Annotated in this window: 22 protein-coding genes and 1 tRNA gene; 5 read left to right on the top strand and 18 right to left on the bottom strand. The window is 67.8% G+C overall.

The genetic code is table 11. The annotated features are described in order from the left end of the window. The first annotated feature begins 19 nt into the window (after positions 1 to 19). The gene (locus ON43_RS01960) at positions 20 to 1084 is read left to right on the top strand and encodes an NAD(P)H-dependent amine dehydrogenase family protein (RefSeq protein ID WP_040802814.1); all 1065 of its coding nucleotides are present in this window, start codon (positions 20 to 22) and stop codon (positions 1082 to 1084) included. A gap of 4 nt (positions 1085 to 1088) precedes the next feature. Here ON43_RS01960 and ON43_RS01955 read toward each other — a convergent pair whose 3' ends face one another. The 7 genes from ON43_RS01955 to ON43_RS01925 form a co-directional block, all read right to left on the bottom strand. Beyond that, positions 1089 to 2801, bottom strand: coding sequence for a copper resistance CopC/CopD family protein (locus ON43_RS01955; RefSeq protein ID WP_040802812.1), 1713 nt, complete (start codon positions 2799 to 2801; stop codon positions 1089 to 1091). Next, positions 2798 to 3493, bottom strand: coding sequence for a YcnI family copper-binding membrane protein (locus ON43_RS01950; protein WP_040802810.1), 696 nt, complete (start codon positions 3491 to 3493; stop codon positions 2798 to 2800). The genes ON43_RS01955 and ON43_RS01950 overlap by 4 nt, the downstream gene beginning before the upstream one ends. Then, positions 3490 to 4905: a PLP-dependent cysteine synthase family protein gene (locus ON43_RS01945; protein ID WP_040802808.1), complete on the bottom strand. Its 1416-nt coding sequence runs from the start codon at positions 4903 to 4905 to the stop codon at positions 3490 to 3492. The genes ON43_RS01950 and ON43_RS01945 overlap by 4 nt, the downstream gene beginning before the upstream one ends. Continuing rightward, positions 4902 to 5738, bottom strand: coding sequence for an ABC transporter ATP-binding protein (locus ON43_RS01940; protein ID WP_083913097.1), 837 nt, complete (start codon positions 5736 to 5738; stop codon positions 4902 to 4904). Before ON43_RS01940 ends, ON43_RS01945 begins: the two co-directional genes overlap by 4 nt. Further along, positions 5732 to 6748: an ABC transporter permease gene (locus ON43_RS01935; protein WP_040802952.1), complete on the bottom strand. Its 1017-nt coding sequence runs from the start codon at positions 6746 to 6748 to the stop codon at positions 5732 to 5734. The genes ON43_RS01940 and ON43_RS01935 overlap by 7 nt, the downstream gene beginning before the upstream one ends. Next, positions 6745 to 7827: an ABC transporter substrate-binding protein gene (locus ON43_RS01930; RefSeq protein ID WP_157513872.1), complete on the bottom strand. Its 1083-nt coding sequence runs from the start codon at positions 7825 to 7827 to the stop codon at positions 6745 to 6747. The genes ON43_RS01935 and ON43_RS01930 overlap by 4 nt, the downstream gene beginning before the upstream one ends. Before the next feature lie 381 nt (positions 7828 to 8208). Continuing rightward, positions 8209 to 9381, bottom strand: a complete 1173-nt coding sequence (locus tag ON43_RS01925) for a helix-turn-helix domain-containing protein (RefSeq protein WP_040802804.1) — start codon at positions 9379 to 9381, stop codon at positions 8209 to 8211. 202 nt (positions 9382 to 9583) lie between these two features. Here ON43_RS01925 and ON43_RS45450 point away from each other — a divergent pair, with 202 nt between their 5' ends. Both ON43_RS45450 and ON43_RS01920 read left to right on the top strand, forming a co-directional pair. Continuing rightward, a complete protein-coding gene (locus ON43_RS45450) occupies positions 9584 to 9745 on the top strand; it encodes a hypothetical protein (protein WP_167333404.1) in 162 nt (53 codons plus the stop codon). Further along, positions 9745 to 9996: a hypothetical protein gene (locus ON43_RS01920; protein ID WP_040802802.1), complete on the top strand. Its 252-nt coding sequence runs from the start codon at positions 9745 to 9747 to the stop codon at positions 9994 to 9996. The genes ON43_RS45450 and ON43_RS01920 overlap by 1 nt, the downstream gene beginning before the upstream one ends. Before the next feature lie 318 nt (positions 9997 to 10314). Here the strand turns inward: ON43_RS01920 and ON43_RS01915 are convergent, their stop codons facing one another. The 7 genes from ON43_RS01915 to ON43_RS44570 all read right to left on the bottom strand — a co-directional run bounded on the left by ON43_RS01915 (position 10315) and on the right by ON43_RS44570 (position 14369). Further along, positions 10315 to 11211 (bottom strand): major capsid protein, encoded by an 897-nt coding sequence (locus tag ON43_RS01915; protein WP_040802800.1) that lies wholly within the window; start codon positions 11209 to 11211, stop codon positions 10315 to 10317. Positions 11212 to 11250: 39 nt separating this feature from the next. After that, positions 11251 to 11655, bottom strand: coding sequence for a helix-turn-helix domain-containing protein (locus ON43_RS01910; RefSeq protein ID WP_040802797.1), 405 nt, complete (start codon positions 11653 to 11655; stop codon positions 11251 to 11253). Continuing rightward, the gene (locus tag ON43_RS01905; RefSeq protein ID WP_157513871.1) at positions 11634 to 11912 is read right to left on the bottom strand and encodes a hypothetical protein; all 279 of its coding nucleotides are present in this window, start codon (positions 11910 to 11912) and stop codon (positions 11634 to 11636) included. Before ON43_RS01905 ends, ON43_RS01910 begins: the two co-directional genes overlap by 22 nt. After that, positions 11909 to 12088 carry a hypothetical protein gene (locus ON43_RS44575; protein WP_157513870.1) on the bottom strand — a complete coding sequence of 60 codons (180 nt, stop codon included), beginning with the start codon at positions 12086 to 12088 and terminating at the stop codon, positions 11909 to 11911. Before ON43_RS44575 ends, ON43_RS01905 begins: the two co-directional genes overlap by 4 nt. A gap of 4 nt (positions 12089 to 12092) precedes the next feature. After that, complete coding sequence (locus tag ON43_RS01900; RefSeq protein ID WP_083913094.1) at positions 12093 to 12746, bottom strand: CheR family methyltransferase; 654 nt, start codon at positions 12744 to 12746, stop codon at positions 12093 to 12095. 124 nt (positions 12747 to 12870) lie between these two features. After that, positions 12871 to 14127, bottom strand: a complete 1257-nt coding sequence (locus ON43_RS01895) for an AAA family ATPase (RefSeq protein WP_083913093.1) — start codon at positions 14125 to 14127, stop codon at positions 12871 to 12873. Continuing rightward, a complete protein-coding gene (locus ON43_RS44570) occupies positions 14019 to 14369 on the bottom strand; it encodes a hypothetical protein (RefSeq protein WP_051177782.1) in 351 nt (116 codons plus the stop codon). The genes ON43_RS01895 and ON43_RS44570 overlap by 109 nt, the downstream gene beginning before the upstream one ends. A gap of 280 nt (positions 14370 to 14649) precedes the next feature. Between ON43_RS44570 and ON43_RS44565 the strand changes: the two genes are divergently transcribed. Both ON43_RS44565 and ON43_RS01885 read left to right on the top strand, forming a co-directional pair. Next, positions 14650 to 15192 (top strand): hypothetical protein, encoded by a 543-nt coding sequence (locus ON43_RS44565; RefSeq protein ID WP_157513868.1) that lies wholly within the window; start codon positions 14650 to 14652, stop codon positions 15190 to 15192. Positions 15193 to 15206: 14 nt separating this feature from the next. After that, positions 15207 to 16583, top strand: a complete 1377-nt coding sequence (locus ON43_RS01885) for a tyrosine-type recombinase/integrase (RefSeq protein WP_051177781.1) — start codon at positions 15207 to 15209, stop codon at positions 16581 to 16583. Between the two features lie 116 nt (positions 16584 to 16699). Here the strand turns inward: ON43_RS01885 and ON43_RS01880 are convergent. From ON43_RS01880 to topA, 4 genes are all read right to left on the bottom strand, one after another. Next, positions 16700 to 16775, bottom strand: a tRNA-Thr gene (locus tag ON43_RS01880). Between the two features lie 82 nt (positions 16776 to 16857). Next, on the bottom strand, positions 16858 to 18072 hold the full coding sequence (locus tag ON43_RS01875) for a DNA polymerase III subunit delta' (protein WP_040802950.1): 1215 nt from the start codon (positions 18070 to 18072) through the stop codon (positions 16858 to 16860). Positions 18073 to 18133: 61 nt separating this feature from the next. Further along, a complete protein-coding gene (locus tag ON43_RS01870) occupies positions 18134 to 18640 on the bottom strand; it encodes a DinB family protein (protein ID WP_040802786.1) in 507 nt (168 codons plus the stop codon). A gap of 119 nt (positions 18641 to 18759) precedes the next feature. Beyond that, positions 18760 to 21639, bottom strand: a complete 2880-nt coding sequence (topA, locus tag ON43_RS01865; RefSeq protein ID WP_086007869.1) for a type I DNA topoisomerase — start codon at positions 21637 to 21639, stop codon at positions 18760 to 18762. Positions 21640 to 21884: the final 245 nt, after the last annotated feature.

Here is a 21884-nt window from a genome sequence, read left to right as displayed (position 1 = left end):
GCACCGCAGGAGCTTTCCCATGACCTATCGCGTAGTCCAGTGGAGCACAGGCAATGTCGGCCGACGCACGCTGCGCTCCATCATCGCCCGTCCCGAACTCGAACTGGTCGGCATCTGGGTCTCCAGCGCCGAGAAGGCGGGCAAGGACGCCGGTGAGCTGGCCGGTCTCGACCGCGAAATCGGCGTCACCGCAACCCAGGACGCCGCCGCGCTGCTCGCCCTGAAACCCGACTGCATCGTCCACACCGCCATGGCCGACGACCGGCTCATGGAGGCGGTGGAGGATCTGAAGACCTTCCTGCGCGCCGGCATCAATGTCATCTCCAGCAGCCCGGTCTTCCTGCAATTCCCCTACGGCACCCTGCCCGACGAGGCCATCGCCCCGATCATCGAGGCCGCCACCGAGGGCGGCGCCTCGCTGTGGGTCAACGGCATCGATCCCGGCTGGGCCAACGACTGGCTGCCGCTGCTGCTGTCCAGCGGCTCCGAGCGCATCGACAAGATCATCTGCTCGGAGGTGATGGACTACTCCACCTACGACAATCCCAAGGTCCTGTTCGACATCATGGGCTTCGGCAGCGCGCTGGACGAGCTCCCGCTGCTCCTGCAGCCGGGCGTCCTCACCCTCGCCTGGGGCAGTGTCATCCGGCAGCTCGCCGCCGCCCTCGATATCGAACTCGACTCCGTCACACAGCATTTCGAGCGGCTTCCCGCCACCGACGAGCTGAAGGTGGGCAGTCACACCATCGCCGAGGGCACCGCCGCCGCCCTGCGCTTCCAGGTGCACGGCGTCAGCAAGGGCCGCGAGATCCTCACCCTCGAACACACCACCCGCCTGCATCCCGACCTGGCCCCGGACTGGCCGCAACCGGCCGGAAAGGGTTGCTACCGAGTGGAAGTCAAGGGCGAGCCCGACTACATCCTCGACCTCCAGCTCTACAGCAACGGCGATCACGCCGAGGCGGGCATCGTCGGCACCGCCGCCCGCCTGGTCAGCGCCGTCCCGGCGGTCGTCGCCGCCCGGCCCGGCCTGCTGACCGCCATGGACCTCCCCCTCACCACCGGCCGCGGTCTGGTCTCCTGACCGGTCACCACACCCGATACGGCACCGTGGCGGCGAATCCGTTCGTCCGATCCGCCACCACGGTCAGCCGCAGCCGCCACTCCCCGGCGAGCGGAACCCGTACCGGCTGGGACACGAAGTAATCGGGCCCCAGCTCAACGGGTTCCACCCGCCGGAACGCCACCTCGACCGGCCCGATCCCGCCGTCCGTCCGCTCCAGCCGCCCGGTGACCTCCAACGCGTCGACCGGCGTCCCCGCCGAATCACGCAGCCGCACAGTGATTTCCTGCTGCCCGGTATGCGCTCCGTCCACGTCGACCTCGGCCCGCAGCGGCCCGACCACCGCATCCAGCCGCACTGGCGGATCGTAGGTATCCCGCGCGGGCGCGACCCCGGTCAGCAACGCGGTCACCAGCAGCACCGCGACCTGAGCTCCCAGCTCGACACGCACCGCCCACGGCCCGCTACTCGCTCGCGCCGACCCCCACCGGCGAAACCGCCTCGCCGAGCCCGTATCCGGGCCGGCGGCCGCGATCCACCGCACCACCATCGCCGTTCCCACTGCGATCGCGACCAGCGCGACTTTCACCAGCAACAGCAGCCCCCACGAGGTATGCCACAGCGCCGCGACCGGACTCACCGCACGCCAGCTCTGGAACGTCCCGCTGACCACCAGCGCCCCCACCGCCCCGGCCGCGACCGGCCCAAACCTCGCCACCACCTCGGCGCGGCGCGGCGTGCGCCATGCCAACCCGACCAGCACTGCACCACCGATCCACAGCGCCATGGCCGTCACGTGCAATACGCCGGAAGCCACTGCTGCCCAGCGGTATTCACCGGCGACCGCATGACCCGAGGCCACCGTGGACAGCACCACGACCCCGCCACCGGCGAACTCCATCACACCCGGGACTCGCGCCGGAGCGATACGGCTGCTCGGCGGTGCCTGCCGGTGGTTCCACGTTGCCCAACCCGCCAGCCTCCCCGGTGCGGTCGCGAAGTATGCGAGGGCTGACGCGCCCACGGCCCTGGCCAGCAGCGCCGCGCCGACCAGTGAGGTCGCCGACTGTATCCAGACCCCTCGTTCGCCCCAGCCCGCCGCACCCCCGAGTCGCCCGGGGAGGACGGCGAAGGTCGCCAGCGCGGTGACGACGGTGGTGGTCGCGCCGAGGCGAACAAGCTGGGCGATCGCCCTTTCCCGCGCCGCATTCGGCCACACCAGCCGTGTCGCGAGTGGAATGCCCACGGCCAATGCGATTCCCGCGTAGCCGAGCGCCGCCAGCAGTCGCACCACCACGTCGAGCGCGGCGATCAGCGGATCGGGCGGGGCGGCCGTGACCGTCAGGTCGGGCGGGACGCCGATCCCGAAGACGATCGAGCCCGCCACCACATGACCGTCGGCCGAGAGTAGCGACCAGCCGAGCAGGTAGGTCCCATCGGCGAGGCCGGATCGCAGCGGTACCACGATCGTCCGGCCGCCGTCGGAACTCTCGGTCGCATCGACATCGGCGCGCGCCCCATCGCGGTCGGTGACCGTGACCGCGTTCTGCGCCGCCGTCACCGGTTCGTCGAAGGTGATCGATATTCGCGCGGGCGCGTGCTCCACCATCGCCCCGTATCCGGGATCGCTGCCCACCAGCACCGCGTGCGCGAATGCCGGTGCGGCGCCGGAGAACAGGCCGATCAGCCCCAGCCCCAGGGCGAGCAGCAGCGCGACGACTGCCCGTCTCGCGATCATTCCCGAGTGCGGAAACGCCGGAACTTCGGTGCGGCGGACAAGGCCAGCGCACCGATGGCGACGACCAGGGCCACCTCGGCCAGTCGGCGCTGGACGCGCGAATCCCGATGGGCTGCTACCGCTTCCGGCGCGGCGGTCGGCTGGCCGTGCGCACCATCGTGTGCGGCCGACAGTTTCAGAACCGGGGCGGGCTTGTCGGGCGCGGTGCCGTCGGAGGATCGCTCGATCCAGGACACCACGCTGCCGTCGCTGTAGGTCTGGATGGCCGGGAACGCGATTTCGGCCGTGTGCGGCAGCGGCCCCACCTGCAGTTTGAACTCCCCGAACTCGCCGGGTCGGATCGAGACTCCGTCCCTCGCGGTGAAGGTGACGCTGGAGACATAGTCGGTGACCTTGCCGCCGTGCCCGTTGTCCACGGGTGTGGCCAGGGTGGCGCGCTTCTGCGTCACGTCCCATCCGGCAATGGCCTCATTGCGCACGACCGCGAGCGGATGATCCTGCGGCAGCGTGATTTCCAGCTTCACGGTGCCCGCGGTCGCCGACTCGGTCGGCACCCGCACCGTCACCACCGCGAACCCGCCCGGCTCGGCCTCGGGCGCGCTGACCCCGACATGCGCCGCGGCCGTCCCGGCTCCCAGGAGTCCGAGTCCCGCGACGAGGGTCGCGGCGGCGGTCAAACGTGCGAATGTCACTGTGTTTCTTTCTGTTCTGTGTGTTCGTAGAGCCGTGCGCGGTCGACGACCGCGATGGCGCGGCCCTCGTGTGCGATGACGACCGGCCCGGAATGATCGGCGAGACGGGCGAGTGCCCGCGCGAGCGGTTCGGTCGTGCCGACGAACGGCAATGCCGCGTCGAGATGCGTGGAGACCGAATCGGTAGCGGGTGCGGCGGCCACGCTGGCGGCGGTGATCGATCCGAGCACCTCGGCCACCACGGTCGGACCGGATGCGCTGCGCTGCAGCACCACCGGCAATGCCGCACCGTCACCGAGCAGCGCTCGCGCCTCGGCGACGGTCGCGCCGGATGGCACAGCCGCCAGATCGGCGTCGCGATCGAGTTCGCTCACCACCGCGCCGATGGTCGGCCCCTCGACCTCGCCGGTGAGCGGGAATCCCAAGCTCCCCAGCCATTCATCGTTGTAGTACTTCGACAGATACGCCCGCCCCGAGTCCGGCGCGACGACCACCACGACATCCTCCGGCCCCAGCGTCCGCGCGATCCGCAGCGCCGCCGCGATGGCCGTCCCCGACGAACCACCCAGCAGCAGGCCCTCTTCCCTCGCGACCCGATGCAGCACTCGCAGCGCCTCGGCATCGGGAATCCGCTCGATCGCGTCCACCACATCCGTGTGATACGACTCCGGCCATTCGTCGACCGCGGTCTCCGGATGCAGGAAGTGCCCGACCGCCTCCACGTACCAGACCCGCCCGTCGCCGCCGCCGTACACCGAGGTCACCGGGTCGGCCCCGATCACCCACACGGCGCCGCCGGACGCCTCCTTCAGGTACTCGCCGGTCCCGGTAATGGTCCCGCCCGTGCCCACGCCCGCCACGAAATGCGTGACGCGCCCGTCGGTCTGCCCCCAGATCTCGGGTCCGGTGGTGGCCCGGTGCGCCGCCGGATTGGCGGGATTGTCGTACTGCCCGGCGAACCACGCCCCCGGAATCTCCGCGGTCAGCCGCAACGCGACCGACCGCAGATGCTCGGGATGATCCACCGGCCGCAGCCCCGGCGTCTCGTGCACCTCGGCCCCGTGCGCCCGCAGCAGCGCCTTCTTCTCCTGGCTCACCCGGTCCGGCACAACGACCACCGTCCGATAGCCGCGCGCCGCCGCCAACGCGGCCAGGCCCAGTCCGGTATTGCCCGAACTCGCCTCGACCACGGTGCCGCCGGGTCGCAGTTCCCCGTCCCGCTCGGCCGCCAGCAGCATGCCGAGGGCGGCCCGATCCTTCACGCTCCCACCGGGATTCAGGTATTCGAGCTTGACGTAGACGGTGGCCCGGATATCGTCGGTCACCCGGTTCAGCCGCACCAGCGGCGTATGCCCGATGGCGTCGGCGACGGAGTCGAACACGCCCGCGGTCCGCGTGGAAACACCGGTCATGCGGCAGCCCTGCCTGTCTCGCCGAGCGCGGTGAACAGCTCTCGGCGCAGTCGTAGATACTCGGGATCATCGTGGTCACGCGGACGCGGCAGCTCGACCGCCAAGTCGCGCACCACTTTTCCGGGCCGCGGCGTGAACACCACCACCCGGTCGGCCAGCCGCAGCGCCTCGTCGACATCGTGGGTGACCAGCACGGCGGTGAAGCGGTCACGCTCCCACAGCCGCGTGATCTCGCCCTGGAGCGTGGCACGGGTCAGCGCGTCCAGCTTGCCCAGGGGTTCGTCCAGCAGGAACAGCCGGGGCTGATTCACCAGTGCCCGCGCCAGCGCCACGCGCTGGGCCATGCCGCCGGACAGCTGCGCCGGATAGGAATCCCGGAACCCTTGCAGACCAACGAGTTCGAGCGCCTCGGTGATCCGCTCGGCGTCCAGTGCACCGCGCGCCTGCGGTCCGAGCGCCACGTTCTGCTCTACCGTCCGCCACGGGTACAGGGTCGGATCCTGAAACATCAAGGCCCGGTGCGGATCCGGTCCGGTGATGGCCTGCCCGTCCGCGACCAGGGTGCCCCGCGACGGCCGTTCCAGTCCGGCCAGCAGGCGCAGCAGCGTCGACTTCCCGCATCCCGACGGCCCGAGCAAGGCCACGAACTGCCCCGGCTCGATGCGCAGCGAGATATCGGTCAGCACCCGCAGCCGCCCCAGTTCCTGCGCACGGGTCGGCACCGGCGCAGGTCGGCCCAGCACCCGATCCAGCACGGTGCGCTTGCGCGGCCCCGCCACCGAGAACTGGTGTGAGACTCCGTCGATATCGATCGCGATCCCGTCGCTCACCATCGCACCAGATCCTTCTGCCAGGCCAGCGCGCGATTGCGCAGCCGGAGCAATCCGACGATCGCGGTGCAGCACACCACGATCATGATCACGATCGCCGCGTACATGCGCGGATAGGCGGCCCAGCCCTTGGTCCACTGGATGTACCAGCCCAGCCCGTTCTTCACGCCGAGCAGTTCCGCCACCGCCAGCGCCGTCAGCGATGAGCACAATCCCATGAACAGGCCGGTGAAAATGCTCGGCAGCGCACCCGGCACCGCGACCCGCCAGATCAGGAAGCGATTCGACGCGCCCAGTGTCTGCGCCACATCGAAATATCCGCGCGCCACCCCCGAGACGCCCACCCGGGTGAGGAACGACACCGGGAACCACACGCCCAGCGCCACCATGAAGACGCTGCCGAGATAGGTGCTCGGGAACAGGATGAACACCAGCGGCAGAATGGTGGCCGGCGGTACCGGCCCGAGCGTCAGCAGTATCGGATGTGTCCAGTACGCAACGTTTTTCGACCATCCGGTGGCGATCCCGGTCAGCAGCCCGCTCACCGCGCCGATCGAGAATCCCGTCACCAGCAGCAACAGCGAATGCCAGGTGCACGACACCAGCAGGCCGCCGTCCTCCCAGAACACCAGCAGCATCTGCTGCGGTGACGCGAAATGCGGCGGCTCGAGCCAGCCGGTCTTCGCGGTGCTGTACTCCCACACCAGGATCCACGCGGCGACCACGCCGATCCACGGCGTCCAGTGCCGCAACCGTACCGTGGCCGCGCGGCTGTTGAAGGCGATGACCGCCCAGCCCGTCAACCCGAAAGCAGTTGTCGCGAAGATGATTCCGGCAGCCGTCGGCGCGGCCGCCGTGAGCCGATCCGGCACCAGCAGCGTCACGGCCGCCGTGAGCACCCACAGCGACCAGGCCGTCACGAACCCGATGGTCGGCGGGTACCGGACCGCCGTAGCGACCGGCACTGCCGTCTTCTCCTGGCCCGCAACGGTTTCCGCCGGAGCGGTCGTCACCACGTCAACCCCAGATCGGCGTACACCTTGTCGGCGAGCCGCCGCGCATCGGTCTTCCGATCCAGATATCCGGTCTTGGCGAACTTCTCGATGCCCGGCGTGATCTCCGGCTTGAACTTCACCGCGGACGGGTTGTAGCCGTAGGTCTTCAGCGTCGATTCCACGACCGTCAGATCCGCCGCCACGTACTTGTTGTCCACCTCGAGCGCAGCGGTCCGGCTCAGATTGGCCCCGACCCAGCGGCTGCCCTCCGCCCAGGCCGTGACCAACGCCCGCGCGGTATCCGGATCCTCGCGAAGCAGCTTTCCGTTGACGGCGGTCGCGCAGCAGAACAGCTCGCGATTCGCGCCCTGCTGATTATTCGTGAGCTCCCGCGCCTTGCCCTTCAGCGTCGGGAGCAGCGCGTTCGGATCGCTGCCCGCGACCGCCTGGATCTCGCCGCGTGCGAGCGCGTCGCCCAGCTGGTCGCCGGGAAACACCCGCCACTCGACGTCCTGACTCGGGTTGATACCGGCGTCCAGCAGGTCCAGCGAGAAGAACGACATGGACGAATCGCCGATCGCCCCGACCCCGATGGTCTTGTTCCGCAGCTCCGCGATCGACTTGATGGGGCTGTCGGTCGGCACGATGATCCGCAGGCAGCCCTCGTGCAGCCCCGCCGCCAGCTTGGCGTCGATCCCCTGCTCGATCGGCTTCAACCAGGAGAAGAAGATCCCCGGCGCGGCATCCAGCTTCCCGGCCCCGACCGCGTCCTTGATCTCATCGGACCCGGTCTTGATCACCTCGACCTTCAGCCCGTGCTTCTCGAAGATCCCCTGGTGCACCGCCGCGAACAGCGGCGCCTCACAGATCCCACCCCCGAACCCGATCTTCAGCGCCCGATTCACCGGCCCCGACCCGGGCGTCCGCCGCGTCGTCAGCCAAGCCCCCAGCCCGCCGCCGACGACAACAGCTCCCGCAATCCCGGCCCCCGCGAACAACTTTCGCCGCGACAGCGTCGGAACCTCCAGCTCCGCAGGCGCCCCCAAGTCCTCCGACTCGTCCGCCACCTGCCCAGCACCCTGCTCGTTCTCACTCACGCCGCCAGACTCGCAAAGCCCCCCGCCCGCGAACAGATTTCCCCTCACCACGAACACAAGTCGCCCCAACGAAAAAGAGGTGAGGACCCACAGGGTCCTCACCTCTCCTACCGAGCCGCCTGGGGGAATCGAACCCCCGACCTTTTCATTACGAGTGAGCGCAGAACCGTGCTCTCCCGTCCAGCAAGGGACAAGGCGTCCAGGTCAGGGACCACTCCCATGTCCGGGGAGTTTCGATCAGTCCAGACTGTTTCACCCTGTCTTGGCACACTCTCGGCACGCTGAAAAGCAGGCGGGAACTGGGGATATCCAGCATTCTCGGCACGCTCACGACGCCTACCCGCTGGGCCACCTTGTCCAGGTCTCTCAGCGCGCCGCTGCCTACAGCGCGACACCGACCCAAGATGCGAAGTTCGACAGGCTGTCCGTCCGGCGGCGCTCGGTCGACGCTACGGCGTACAGCGTTTCACGCACGGAAGGGTGTAGGCGGGTCTGTTGTGGCGCGACAGCGCGCGCAGCGCCAAGCGCCTTCAGCGCCTTGTCAGGTTGACCGACCAGCACCCAGGCACGCGCAACGTCTTGCCAATGGTGACCCGCACGGGGCGGGGCAATCTCTGGGGGCAGGATCAACTCCGATCCTTCCCTCGCGGCCCGATCTGGATCGCCGGATTCCAGCGCAACCGCGCAAGCATGGATGCCCACATTGCCGGGGCCGAACAGGGTTCCGTACAGGTCGGACTCGTGCGGCATGGACGGGGCAAGGCGGCGCGCATGTTCGATGTGCTCGGCAGCGGTGTCGGGTCGAATGGCGCGGGCGGCGACGATCGCACCGCATAAGTGCCCGTATCCGCGTACAGCGTTAGCGGCTTCGCCATCTCCCTCAACGAGGTCGATCCCCTGCTCTACCAACGAGAGACCGACCTCATTTGCGTTGTGGTACATCAGGATTCGCGCACGCTTGATCTTCGCCTGTGCGGCATACAGCGGATCATCGGCACCGACAGCGGCCCACTCGAGGCGGTCAAGCACGGTCGGGGCGAGCGCAGTGAACCCGAACCGGCGACACAGGCGTTCGGTGGTGACGTGCGCGGCGCACAGCAGCGAGAACACTTTGCCGCGGTCGCTGTCAGTCGCGGCGTGAAGCGCTCCGTAGAGCTGGCGCAACAGCACGGGCATTCGAGCGAGCGCGATTCGGCCCTTGTCGTTGCGATACGCGAGGTCGATCGCGGCCATCTCGGTTGTCAACTCAGCCAGCGAGGGCGGCTCGACGGCCCGCACGTAGGGCCCTTCAGCGAGCACCGAGCGCAGCTCGGCCACGCCGTCGAGCGGCCCATCTTCCTCAATGATGTCGTAGTACGGAGCACCGGTGAGGTGCTCGGGCTCTACACCGAGCGCCGACGCGATCGCAGCGACAAACCCGGGCGAAGCGGGTTCGCGGTTCTGTTCGACGGCACGAACCATTGACAGGCTGTATTGCGCCCGCTGGGCAAGCTGTATTTGTTTCAGCCCGGCGAGTTTGCGCAGGCTCGCAATTCGGTCACCGGTCGTAGTCACCGCGCTACCTCCGTAGCTGGGGAATTCACAGTGGTTCACGTCTGAGCGTACAGACTCACGCACGTTCGCCCGAGTCCTGTTACTGCACTGGCACTCCCGCCCGCGAGATGACAGGAAGGTGAACGTACGCCTCCGCCGGGTCCACCCCTTCCCGGCGGCAGGCGTTCCAAGGGGTTGGAATTCACAAGGGAGAGGGCAGCGCATGACGCAGCCGATACCGGGGTTCGACCACGTACGGCATATCGATGCGGAGGTGGTCACCCACGTCACGGAGACGGACCTTTGGGCAATCCAAGCGGCCGAACTCGCTACTGACCTTGCAGAGCTGGAACGCCTGGGCTTCATCGAGGGGAGCGATTGGTGATGATCGCGTACCTGGCACAGCACCAGACAGCTATGACGCTGGCTTGGGTGCTGGCATTCCTGGTCCCCTCCGTCGCCCTGCTGGGCGCGGCGCTCTGGCCAGAGTACATACCTCCAGAGAACAGGGTGGGCGCGATCAGAGCCCGGATCGAGGAGGAGAAGCGGGCCGCCGCTGCCGACACCGAGGAACTGCCCCCGGTGAAGGGTGCGCGGCCTAGCCGAAGACCAGCGGGCAGCCGCAGCGCCGCCTGATCACACACCGAACAGACCAATGCCCCGGCCGGGAGCTATCCGGCCGGGGCATTGGCGTTCACCAGGGTAGGCGGGCCGCAAAATTGACGCCCCCGCCGCCTGACTCGTCGGCGGTCAGTCAGGAGATTTCTCTCTCCCCGCGCGGAGGCTGGCCGCATTCATCCTGTGCAGCGAGCGTTTTCGGCCCCGTAAAAAAAGTCCTGACTACCACAGCGAGTCAGGGGCGGGGGTACCTGGATTTTTGGCTGACGCAACGAAAGAACGGCCCGCGCCAGCCGAAGGGAGGAGCTGACGCGGGCCGCATGTCCGGACTGGTCGTTATCCGGCCAGTCCGGTGATCTTGCGGGCACCGCCAGGCTTGGACACAGCGAATGCGGGCACGGCGTAGGACTGGATCCACTGGGCGCGGTGGTGGCGATCGTCGATGACCTCGGTCGTCATGGGCCGTTCGAACGCGACGCGCCCCACGAGACCGGACTCCACCAGGTAGGCCGTGCCCGGCGTGACGAGCACGGACGGGCGGACCTTGGCGATACCGGCCGATGCCAGCACGGCGGCAAGCTCAGTGCCGTAACCGATTTTGAGCCGCGCGTGCTCCTGCGGGTGGCACACGAGGGTGTCGAGCCCCTTGATTCCGATGTCGTCCATGACGGCGGACAGGTTGGCGTTCGCGAAATCGGCAGTCGGGCGATTGGCGTTCGGCGTGAGGCTGGTGTCAGGGCCGACGGTCACCAGCGCGGACCAGTCGTGACCGGGCAGTGGAGCAATCGTGTGCTTGGTCAGGGCCGCATCAACAGCAGCTAAGGCCACCTGGTCGATCTTTCGGGCGATGGTGTTGGACAGCTGAATCAGCTTGTTGGCCAGCGTGATTGCGTCGCAGCGGTCGCGGTGCTCGTCGAGGATCTGAATCTTGGAGCCCCAGTCCTGCGGGACGGCCAGATCCATCGGCATGTCACTGCCCGAGACGATGTACTCGGCACCGGGCGCGCGGAGCTCGGTGTCTCGCGCCAGGTAGTTCGATCCGTGCTTGAGCACGCCGTACACCACGCCGCCGCCGGACACTCCGGACGGAATCGGGTTGAAGAATGCGTCCATCACCAGCTGCTCGGCGGTGAGCTTGGCGAGTACGTCATTCAACTTGGTCGGGCTGGCCAGCAGCGCCGACACGTTCAGCGTGCCCTGAGTGTCGATCTTCGGCAGGAGTGGGTTCGGCATGGTCGTTGTCTCCGTTCAGGTTCGGCCGGCGGTGCGGGCTCAGGTTCGGCCGGCGGCGGTGCGGCGGGCCTGGACGAGGGCGTCCAGTTCGGCCGCGTTAATCCACCAGCGGCCCCCGCTGCGGAAGCCTGGGAGCCGTTTCGAGCGGCACAGGTAGCGCACCCCGTCCGGGGTGAGGCCCAGTGCCCTTGCGGCGGTGGCGGTATCGACCGCGCCCGTGTCCACAGTCAAGGCGTCGAGCACGAAATCGACTCCGGTCCTCGCGTCCGCGTGAGGATGCTCGCGAGAGCTGCTGGCCCCCTGGGCGAGACCATGACGCAGCGCGACAAGCCGGGGTGAGAGCCGCGCGCCCCGGTCGGCCGCCAACCGGGCCAGGGCGTCCAGCGCGGCAACGAGTTCGGCGGCGTCGTCGTCACTGAGCGCTACCCCGTCGAGGCGCTGCACTGATCGTCGCCGTCGTCGAGTAGCCCGTGCTCACATTCGAGCAACAGCCGCACGTGTTCCTCGGCGCGGGCCGTCACTGCCTCGGGGTCAAGCCATGATTCAGGGAACACAGCGGTTACAGCCTTGAACAGCGCCAGCAGGCCCACGGGCGGGCCGTCGTGTTCCACCATGGCGGCGGCGCGGTAGTCATCGCGGAGCAGGTGAACCAGTACTACCGCGGCGCGCCGCTCGTCGGCGGGTGTCATATATCCGCTCACGGGAGGTCTCCGTTCATCCATTGCTCAAGCCGGTCAAGACCGTTCGCCCACAACTCGGCCTCGTCGATGCCTTGGGCGACAAACGCCCGCCACTGATCCATGCGCGCCCGCATTCGAACGCCCGGACTGTGCGCATCTCCGGGGGTGCGCTGACCGTTGTAGTCGGGTTGGCTCATGCCCTTATCCCTTCGGTGCCCAGATGAGCGGATGTTCAGCAGGTTCGAACAATTCGCGGAGCACCGGCGGCGTGTGGTCGGACAGGTCGGCCGCGTAGAAATCGGTACCGCCGAACACGATCCGGCCGTTACCAGCGAGCGCGCTCCGCACGGCCCCGGCGGCACGCTGCTGCCGCTCGGCAGTCAGCAGACGCCATACGTTGCGGCACAGAGCGATATCGCACGGCGGCGGATCGTCTACGCCCAGTTCGGCGACAGCGAAGGTCACACGCTCGCGGATGTGGTCGCCGACGACAACCCAGTACCGCGCGTCGTCGTCCTGGTCAAAGTGGGAGACAGCCACTCGAGCATTCACCTCGTCACGGACGACCGATTTCCGGTACCGCGCCCGCAGTGCCTCACTGATGAGGTCGGACGATACGTCGTGTGCGATTACCTCGCCGTCAATATCGTTGTCGTACAACATAATTGCGGCTGAGAACGCTTCCTCGCCGCTAGCGCACGCGCCCGACCAGATAGTGACCGGACGGCCGAGTTCGGCCACGTACGTGCGCAGCAGCGGCCAAATCGCCGCACTGCGAAACCATGAGGTGTAGGTGCCCTGCCTGGCGCGGCGCGCCCGGCGCATGTCGTCGAAGGTGGAGAATCCAGGGTTCATGTTCTTCCTCTCGCCCGGTTGTCTCGTGTCCCGTTGTCCCACTCCCTAAGAGAGGGGGAGTGGGACGGGACAACCGGCGCGGGACGGGAATTCGGTGGGACGGCATTGGGACAGTGGGACAACGTCATTGCGCACCCCCGCCGCCCGGCAGTCGGGTGCAGACGTAGCGGGCGCGATTCTCGGTACCGATGTTCCGTAGAATCTGCCGCTCTATCAGCGTGTTTACCGCGCGGTAGGCGCTGGACTTGCTCACGCCCTGCTCTACGGCGAGGTCTCGCAGTTGCGCCCTGGTCAGTCCCTCATCACCGCATGTTGTCCCAGCGATGTCCCACACGTTCCGCAGTGACGCGGGCTCGTCGGCATCGGTTGTCCCATCGGCTCGTGGGACAACGACCAGGGATTTTCTGGCATCCTCGGCGACGCCGGGCATGAGCGATTCCGAGACTGTGTGCGGTACAAGCCGGTACTCGAAATCCATACCGCTGGGTGCGTCCTTGTGTTTCTCGACATGGATCGTGGCGCAGAGTGGGCCATCGGACTTCAACCGCAGATCCGTCCACACCGCCCCGTCCCACGCCGTAGACCCGCGCGGGGTGCTCCCAGTGCGTCCGGTGTGATGCACCACCAGCACCGCACACCCCGCCGCCTCCCGGATACGCTCGGCCGCGTCGATCGCGCGCCCCTGCTCAGTGGCCGAGTTCTCCTCGAGCCCGAGCGTGCATCGGGCTCGTGTGTCGAGCACCAGCAGACCCGCGCCGATGTCGGCCGCCAACTCGGCCGCCTCGCTCACGTCGACCAGTTGGCCCAGTTGCACCGGGCAGGGCAGCACGTACAGCCAGCCCTCGAGCGCGGCGGGGTCGACCCCGGTCAGCTCGCACCACGCCAGGATGCGCACACGTAGGCCCGCTGCCCCCTCGGCCGCGACATACACGACCTTCTCGCGCACCGGGACAAGGTGGCCCTCCCAGTTCTGGCCCGTCGCCAGCGCGCACGACATATCAACGGCCACAAAGGATTTGTACGATCCAGGCGCGCCCGCCAACTGGGCGAGAGTGCTGCGGTGCAACAGTCCATCCACCAAAGGCTCAGCAGCGGGTAGGCGGCCCAGTGCTGAGGGAGTTAGAAGTCTGTCGCGCAACGGAATTCGCCGATACGACGGTTGAGTTTCGTCCGACGGTAGCGGGTTGTCGTCGCCGTCCGGCTGTGGTGGGCCATTGGCGTCACGGTATTGCGCAAGCAACGCAGACGCCTCGGATTGAGTGAGGATGCTCGTCACGCCGCGACCCCGCCCGCCCGATGCACCCGCTCGACCAAGGCCCGATCCGAACCGCCCTGCTTCCAAAGCACCCGCGCCACAGACGCGGGGAGGATTGGCGTACATCCGACCGAGTACAAATCGACCGTGGCGGCCGACCACGCGGCCAACCGGGACGCACTTACGCCGTCGTCATCGCGCAGGCCCTCGGTCCACGGATCGCCGCCCGGGAGCCTGCGTGCCGCCTCGGCCCTGCGATGCCATTGCGCGGCGATCTGCTGACCGGCAGCGATATCCTGAATCTGGCCCCGACGACCATTCGCCGCCCTGGCCGCCCCCGCACCGGGGTGCGTGAATTCGCCACTCACTTGCGCTGCCCCTGCACATCCGACTCTTGGTCTAGGCGCAGTTGGCGCAGCACCGCAGCACTAGGGACGCGCACGCAGCGACCCACTCGGATTGTCGGTATCTGCCCTTCGCGTGCGTAAACGTATGCGCTGGCGCGTGATACGCCGATCAGTCGCCCGTACTCCGGTATCGAAATGGTCGGCTCCGTCCGGAGCCGGGCAAGGATTTCTTGGGTATCACTCATGCATCTCTGTCTAGTCGCTCTGGCATACAATCGTCCAGGATGATACGTTGCCATTTATGACGCGACGTAAAACCAACAACCACCCCCAGCCTCCCCCTCGACACGACCGCAAGCGTGGCGACTTTGCGGGCGGCGGATATCTCGGCGACAACGTCGGCACGATCCACCTCGAAGGGCACGATCTGTCCTACAGGGTGCGATTCGCCACCGGCGACAACGGGCCGGAGGTTGTCGAGCTGACGATTGGAAGCCTGGAAGATCGCGCGCTTACGAGTGACGACCTGCGCGCAATCCCTTTGCGTCGCTTGGCCGCATACGTCGCGCAGATGGACAAGGCGGTCCAACTACCGCCGAATCTTCGGCCGCGCGAATGGGAAGAACCGGAAGACGCAAAGACTCCTCGCAAACGCCACATTGACGATGACCTGCTCCGCGAGGTGGCCGACCGCGCTCGAACGGCATTCCGGCGCGGTGAACGAGTGCGAGAGACGCTCGCCGACCACTTCCATGTCTCTCCGTTCACCATCGACAAATGGCTCGCCAAAGCTCGTGAGTCAGCCATTCTCCAGCCCGGAGAGATTTCCCGTAAACGCAAGTGAGGCAGGGTAATTCAATGTCAGAACCTACACGCAAGGGCAGGCGCGCCGAACCTATCGACAAGCGCACGGCCAAGAACGGGACGGTCACCTGGACATTCCAGGTGGACGTGGGCACCCGGCCGGACGGCTCCCGTGACCGCCAGCGCTTCACCTACGACACCCAGACCGTTGCCCGCCGGGAGTATCGCCGGATCACATCGGAGGTAGCAGCCGGGACGTACGTCCACCTGCTGACCCTGACCGTGGACGAAGCGTGTGACGAGTGGCTGACCGGACGGCGCTTCCGGCGCGGCGTGACAGCCGCCAACGCCCGCAATCACCTGAAGGCAGCGCGCCGGTACTTCGGCGGCAAGAAGTTGGCGCAGCTCACCAAGGCCGACGTGGACAAGCTGGTGGATTGGATGCTGACCGCCGGGCGCGTGGACCAGCGGTCCAACGTGGACCCCGAGTCGCTGTCCTCCCGGGTCTGCGCCTTCGTGGCGCTGCACACGGACGGCGTGACCGCGCGGGCGATCCAGGCGGAGTTCTCGGGCCAGGATGTCCACACCCGCCTGTCAGCGCTGCTAAAGGCGGGCCGTATCCAGCGGGTCTCGCGCGGCGTCTACGCGGTGGCGGAGACGGACGGCGCAGCGCCGCGCGGCGTGAAGCCCGTGACCGTGCGGTCCACCCTGACGGCGCTGTCCATGATGGTCCAGTCCTACGTGGACCAGGGGCGTCTCCCCCGCAACGTAGTGGCGCTGGCGGAGCGCCCGGAAGACCAAATTACCGACCTGGACGAGGACGAGGAACTGGACGACCCGAAGGCGTGGACGGTCGCGGAGGTCGCGCGGTTCCGCGAGGCTGCGGCGTCGCACCGCCTCTACGCGGCTTGGCTGATGTCCACGTACGGGATGCGCCGCTCTGAGGTGCTGGGCATGAAGTGGACCCGGTTCTCCGATGCGGCGCTGAAGGTCCGCCGGGGACGGGTCGCGGTCGGCACATCCACTGAGATGAACGCGCCCAAGTCCCGCCGCTCCCGTCGCGATCTCCCGCCGCCGCCCGAACTGGCCGCCGCGCTGCGCACCCTGAAGCGCCTCCAGCGGGCCGAGTGCCTGGCGCTGGGTGTCGAGTGGTCGGACAACCGCCTGATTGTGGTGGACGAAGTGGGCAACCCGCTGCGGCCGGAGCGCTACACCGATGAGTTCCAACGAATCTCGCGGGCGGCGGGCCTGCGGCGTATCCAGCTAAAGCACCTGCGGAATTCGTCCGTGAGTTCCATGCTCGCGCTGGGAATTCCGGCGCACATCGTGGCGGCTTGGCACGGCCACGATCCGACCATGACCCTGGGCGTCTACTCGGTGGTCCAGGGTGAGGAACTGGCGGCGGCCGGTACCGCTGCGTTCGGGAGCTAGTCCGATGATGTTCGACCGGGTGCCCTGATCCGGGATGCTCGCCCAAGAGTTGGCACAACCTCGGCACGCTGGGCATAAGTCCCCCCGAAGGGGGATAAGGGAATTGGTCTCTGACCTGGAGCCGCCTGGGGGAATCGAACCCCCGACCTTTTCATTACGAGTGAAGCGCTCTACCGACTGAGCTAAGGCGGCGTGCCTTCCGGCGCTGAGAGTCTATCGTCTCGCCGCCGGATCACGAAAACGGGTGGTCGGGGTCACGGGTGGTATGCCGGGATCAGGCCGAGCGGGCGGCGATGAGGGCGGCGGCCATGGCTGCCAGGGCGAAGCGGGGCTTCACATTGGTTTCGAGGGCGGTGCGGCAGTCGAGGACGGCCTGGATGGAGAGGAGCAGGCCCTCGGGGCGGACGTCGGTCGCGAGTTCGCGGATCTGGTCGGCCATGTCCGGGTGGGTGAGGACGACGCCCGAGGAGGAGTCGGCCTTGGCGGCGCCGAAACGGACCGCGAGGGCGTCGCGGTACATGCCCGCGACATCGATCAAGGCCCGGTCCAGGGCGTCGCGGCCGGTGCGGGTTGCGCGCGACTTCTGGCGTTTCTCCAGGTCTTTCAGGGCTCCGGCGGAACCGCGGGTGGCCCCGGCGGTGCCCTTGCCGGTGCCGCCCGCGCCGAGGGCGGTGGCCAGCTCGTCGCGTTCCTTCTCGTCCCGCTCGGCGCTGACCTGCTTGGCCTCGTCATCGGCCGACTTCACCAGCTCGTCCGCGGCGGTGTAGGCGGCCGCGGGGCGCGCGGTCGCGGTGACCAGGGCCAGTGCGCGCTTGCGGCGCGCCCGCGCCTCATTGTCGGTGGCCAGCCGCCGGGCCCGGCCCACATGCCCGCCGCTGACCGACGCCGCCCAGTTCGCGACCTTCTCGTCCAGCCCGTCCCGCTCCCGCAGCACCTGGGCGATCGAGGCCACCGACGGCGTCGCCAAATGCACATGGCGACACCGGGATCGGAGCGTCACCGAAATATCCTCGGGATCCACCGAGGGCGCGCAGAGCAGGAACACCGTGCGCTCCGGCGGCTCCTCGACCACCTTGAGCAGCACATTGCCCGCCGCCTCGGTCAACCGGTCGGCATCCTCGACCACCACGACCTGCCAGCGCCCGGTGCTCGGTCGCCGCGAGGCCACCTGCACGATCTCGCGCATCTCCTTGGTGCCGATGCTCAGGCCCTCGGGCACCACGCGCCGCACATCGCCGTGCGTCCCGGCCATGGTGGTGGTGCACGCGTGGCAGCGCCCGCACCCGGGCGTCCCCTCATCGGTGCACTGCAGGGCCGCCGCGAAACACAGCGCCGCCACCGACCGCCCCGACCCGGGCGGCCCGGTGAACAACCACGAATGCGTCATCGCCGACGAGGACCCGGCCCCACCCCGCGCCGCGACCGCGGCGGCGGTGAGATCGGATTCCACCGCACCCTGGCCGACCAGCCGATCGAAGACACCTGCCACGCGCACAACCTTAGCCGCCACCCCCGACAGCCCGGCCGACGGTCAGCGGGCGCGCTGGAACTCAGTTAGCGCGCTGATACGTGGTGTTGGCCCCGTCCAAGGCTTCCCGGATGATGTCCGCGTGCCCGGAGTGATGCGCGATCTCCCGCAGAATATGCAGCACGATGTAGCGGGCGGTCAGATACACCCGCTCCGGCGCCCACGGCGCGGTCGGCGTCGGCACCGAATCCTCGAGGTTGGGTAGCTCCCGGACCAGCTTCGCGGTGTGCTCCGCGACCACCTCCCACTCCGCGAGCAGCCCGGCGACCGTCTGATCCGGATCCAGCCGGTACTCGGAATCCATTCGGGAGACATCGAATTCGGAGTTCGGATCACGCTCGACCAGGATCGTGGTCCAGTGCTTCTCCACATTCACCAGATGGCTGAGCAGACCGCCGAGGGTGAGTTCACTGACCGTGGTGCGCTGCCGCGCCTGCTCGTCGTCGATGCCGCGGACGGTGATCCGGAACAGCTCCCGCTGGCTGTCCAGGATCTTGATCAGTTCTTCACGCTCATGGTCGACGGTCATCGAATGTCCTTCCGCTGGTGCGTGTTACCAGGCTCACGCTACGGCAGGGCACCGACAGGAAACAGCGGCTGAAATGCGAAATGCTCCCGCCGGGACGGGAGCATTTCGACGAGCTTCGCTCAGGACTGCGCGGCAGCCGTGCTCTTCTTCGCCGGAGCCTTCTTCGCGGCCGCGGCCTTCTTGGTGGTCACACCGTCGGCCGTCTTGGCCGCCGCCTTCTTCGCGGCCGCCTTCTTCACCACGGTCTTGGCCACCGCGGTCTTCTTGGCCGGGGTCTTCTTCGCCGCCGCCTTCTTGGCGGTCTTCTTCGCGGCCTTCTTCACCGGCCCGCGCGCCCGCCGATCCGCCAGCAGCTCCGAGGCCCGAGCATCGGTGATGGACTCGACCTCATCGCCCTTGCGCAGGCTGGCATTGGTCTCACCGTCGGTGACATACGGACCGAACCGGCCGTCCTTGATCACCATCGGCTTCTCCGACACCGGGTCCACGCCCAGCTCGCGCAGCGGCGGCGCGCTGGCCGACTGCCCGCCGCGCCGCTTGGGCTCGGCGTAGATCTTGAGCGCTTCCTCCAGGGTCACCGTGAAGATCTGATCCTCGCTGGTGAGCGAGCGCGAGTCCGTGCCCTTCTTGAGGTAGGGCCCGTACCGCCCGTTCTGCGCGGTGATCTCGTCCCCGGAGGTCGGATCCGCACCCACCACGCGCGGCAGCGACAGCAGCTTCAAGGCCTCCTCGAGCGTCACCGACTCCACGCTCATGGACTTGAACAGCGAGCCGGTGCGCGGCTTGGGCTTGTCGGCCGCCTTTTTCGTGGTCTTCTTCGCACCGGTGTCGATATCCTCCGCCGGTTCCGGCAGCACCTCGGTGACGTACGGGCCGAAACGTCCTTCCTTGGCGACGATTTCGTGCCCGGACTCCGGATCGACACCCAGCGAGCGACCCTCCTGCGGCGTGGAGAACAGCTTCTCCGCGACCTCCAGGGTCAGCTCGTCCGGCGGCAGGTCGTCGGGCAGGTTCGCCCGCTGCGAGATCGAATCACCTTCCGGGTCATCGGGATTGACGATCATGCGCTCGAGGTACGGCCCGAACTTGCCGACCCGCACCACCACGTCGCGATGGTTCTCGTCCTCGAACAGCTTGATGGAGTTGACTTCTCGCGCGTCGATGCCGTCGAGATTGTCGCCGACCATCCGCTTCAGACCACCCGAGCGGGCCACCGAACCCTCGGCCCCGTGATCGCCGCCGAAATAGAAGGAGGACAACCAGTTTCCGCGCTGCTCGCGCCCACCGGCGATGGCGTCGAGGTCATCCTCCATGGCCGCGGTGAAGTCGAAGTCCACCAGCCGCCCGAAGTGCTCCTCCAGCAGCCCGATCACCGCGAACGCCACCCACGACGGCACCAGCGCGCTACCGCGCTTGTACACATAGCCGCGATCGAGAATCGTCTTGATGATCGAGGAGTACGTCGAAGGACGGCCGATGCCAAGGTCTTCCAGCGTCTTGATCAGCGAGGCTTCGGTGAATCGCGCGGGCGGATTGGTGGTGTGCCCATCCGGCGCCAGCTCGATGGCCGTGACGCCCTGGCCCTCGGTCAGCGCCGGCAGCCGCGATTCGGCGTCATCGGACTGGCCGCCCGCCTCCTCGTCGACACTCTCCACGTACGCCTTGAGGAAGCCCGGGAAGGTGATGGTCCGGCCCGACGCCGAAAACACGCACTCCTCACCGGAATTCGCGGTACCGGTGATGCGCACCGTCAGCGTGGTGCCGCGCGCGTCCTGCATCTGCGAGGCCACCGTGCGCTGCCAGATCAGCTCGTACAGCCGGAATTCGTCACCGTCGAGCTTGTTGTGCAGCTGCCCCGGCGTCGCGAAGGTGTCACCCGAGGGGCGAATCGCCTCGTGCGCCTCCTGCGCGTTCTTGACCTTGCGGGTGTACTGCCGCGGCGTCGGGCTCACGTATTCCGCGCCGTACAACTGCGTGGCCTGCGCCCGCGCCGCCTGAATCGCCGTGTCCGACAGGGTCGTCGAGTCGGTACGCATATAAGTGATGTAGCCGTTCTCGTACAACCGCTGCGCCACCCGCATGGTGCGCTCGGAGGTGAAGCGCAGCTTGCGCGCGGCCTCCTGCTGCAGCGTCGACGTCATGAACGGCGCGTACGGCTTTCGCGTGTACGGCTTGGATTCCACCGAGGTGACCGTGAGGTCCGCCCCGTGCAGTCCCTCGGCCAGCCGCTGCGCGTATCCGGCGTCGAGCACGACGACACCGTGCGACTTCAGCTGCCCGTCGGAGCCGAAATCGCGACCGGTCGCCACTCGCGAACCCTGCACGCTGACCAGTCGCGCGCCGAAGACCCGCGGATTCCCGCCGCTCTCGTCCCCGCCCGCGTCCAGCTTGGCCGCGATATCCCAGTACTCCGCGGACCGGAACGCCATGCGCTCCCGCTCCCGCTGCACGATGACGCGCGTCGCCACCGACTGCACGCGGCCCGCCGACAGGCGCGGCATGACCTTCTTCCACAGCACCGGCGACACTTCGTAGCCGTAGAGCCGATCCAGGATGCGCCGCGTCTCCTGCGCGTCGACCAGATCCTGGTCCAGTTCACGGGTATCGGCGGCGGCGGCCTGAATGGCCGGCTCGGTGATCTCGTGGAACACCATGCGCCGCACCGGCACCTTGGGCTTGAGCGTCTCGAGCAGATGCCAAGCGATGGCCTCGCCCTCGCGGTCGGGGTCGGTGGCGAGGTAGAGCTCGTCGGCGTCGGCCAGCAGGCTCTTCAGCTCGCTGACCTTCCCCTTCTTCTCGGGGCTGACCACATAGATGGGCTCGAAGTCGTGATCGACGTCGACGCCGAGCCGGGCCCACTGCTGTCCCTTGTATTTGGCGGGCACGTCCGCCGCACCGCGCGGCAGGTCTCGGATGTGACCGACCGAGGCCTCCACGACATAGCCGCGGCCCAGGTAGGGGGCGATCTTCTTGGCCTTCGTCGGCGACTCGACAATCACGAGACGACGCAGGGAACGGCCCTGGTCGGGCGCTGCCTGGGAGTTCGGCGCTGCACCGCGGTCTCGTGTTGCCACCGGCGAACACACCTTTCGTCTCGATCCACGTCGGCTGGTGTACGCGCCATACGCGGCTGGGGCAAGCGGCTGCGATGTCCGATATCGCTGCCAGCAACGTTTATACCGTGTTCAAAGGCCGTGACTGGTGCACGGCGACGATGTAGCCCCTGATCGTGATCGAGTGTAAT

It is taken from the genome of Nocardia concava NBRC 100430, from assembly GCF_000308815.1.
GTDB lineage: Bacteria > Actinomycetota > Actinomycetes > Mycobacteriales > Mycobacteriaceae > Nocardia > Nocardia concava.
The sequence above is the reverse complement of the archived record's forward strand: the minus strand, read 5'-3'. Positions and strand labels throughout refer to the sequence as shown.

What these genes read in the sequence shown, in the direction of transcription:
- ON43_RS01960 (WP_040802814.1), top strand. Translation starts at nt 20, where the DNA reads ATGACCTATCGCGTAGTCCAGTGGAGCACAGGCAATGTCGGCCGACGC.
- ON43_RS01955 (WP_040802812.1), bottom strand. Translation starts at nt 2,801, where the DNA reads ATGATCGCGAGACGGGCAGTCGTCGCGCTGCTGCTCGCCCTGGGGCTG.
- ON43_RS01945 (WP_040802808.1), bottom strand. Translation starts at nt 4,905, where the DNA reads ATGACCGGTGTTTCCACGCGGACCGCGGGCGTGTTCGACTCCGTCGCC.
- ON43_RS01940 (WP_083913097.1), bottom strand. Translation starts at nt 5,738, where the DNA reads ATGGTGAGCGACGGGATCGCGATCGATATCGACGGAGTCTCACACCAG.
- ON43_RS45450 (WP_167333404.1), top strand. Translation starts at nt 9,584, where the DNA reads ATGACGCAGCCGATACCGGGGTTCGACCACGTACGGCATATCGATGCG.
- ON43_RS01920 (WP_040802802.1), top strand. Translation starts at nt 9,745, where the DNA reads ATGATCGCGTACCTGGCACAGCACCAGACAGCTATGACGCTGGCTTGG.
- ON43_RS01915 (WP_040802800.1), bottom strand. Translation starts at nt 11,211, where the DNA reads ATGCCGAACCCACTCCTGCCGAAGATCGACACTCAGGGCACGCTGAAC.
- ON43_RS44575 (WP_157513870.1), bottom strand. Translation starts at nt 12,088, where the DNA reads ATGAGCCAACCCGACTACAACGGTCAGCGCACCCCCGGAGATGCGCAC.
- ON43_RS01900 (WP_083913094.1), bottom strand. Translation starts at nt 12,746, where the DNA reads ATGAACCCTGGATTCTCCACCTTCGACGACATGCGCCGGGCGCGCCGC.
- ON43_RS01895 (WP_083913093.1), bottom strand. Translation starts at nt 14,127, where the DNA reads ATGTACGCCAATCCTCCCCGCGTCTGTGGCGCGGGTGCTTTGGAAGCA.
- ON43_RS44565 (WP_157513868.1), top strand. Translation starts at nt 14,650, where the DNA reads ATGACGCGACGTAAAACCAACAACCACCCCCAGCCTCCCCCTCGACAC.
- ON43_RS01885 (WP_051177781.1), top strand. Translation starts at nt 15,207, where the DNA reads ATGTCAGAACCTACACGCAAGGGCAGGCGCGCCGAACCTATCGACAAG.
- ON43_RS01870 (WP_040802786.1), bottom strand. Translation starts at nt 18,640, where the DNA reads ATGACCGTCGACCATGAGCGTGAAGAACTGATCAAGATCCTGGACAGC.